At 47.7% G+C, this 535-nt stretch carries 1 pseudogene; it reads left to right on the plus strand.

The features are described 5' to 3' along the window. Positions 1 to 535: pseudogene (locus tag R7R24_RS30010) on the plus strand (translocation/assembly module TamB); the annotation flags it as partial.

The raw sequence follows: 535 nt of genomic DNA on the forward strand, positions 1-535 counted from the left end.
CAGGATTGAAGTTGGCGATTTGGGGTGCAGAGAAAGCCTTACCTCAGCTCAAAGTCGAGAACATTCAAGGTTCGCTATTCCCTCGTTTTGTACTGCAAAATGTCAGCTTTGTTGATGAGTCTTTACATATTGATGCGAAAGTTGAGCGCCTTGCGTTGGCGATTAACTTCCGCTGTTTCTTTGACCCAAAAGTGTGTGTTGATGAACTGGCGCTGCAAGGTGTTAACTTCCAAATGCCAGAATTGCCACCAGCCAGTGAAGAGCCTGAAGAAGAAACACCACCGCTGCGTTCTATCAGCACGCCAGTGCCAATTTTTGTCAATAAAGTCAGCTTTAATGACATCAACGTCAATGTGTTAGGCAATCAGATTGATTGGCAAACGTTCTCGACCGCTTTGTCGATGCAGGGCGATCGTTTGGTGATCGCACCAACCGCATTGAAAGACATCAATGTTGCGCTCGCACCAAGTGAAGCTGAACCTGAAGCGGCTGCCGAGGAGCCGAAAGAAACAGACGCTACGCCGCAAGATATTGT

Source organism: Vibrio sp. 704 (genome assembly GCF_033339295.1).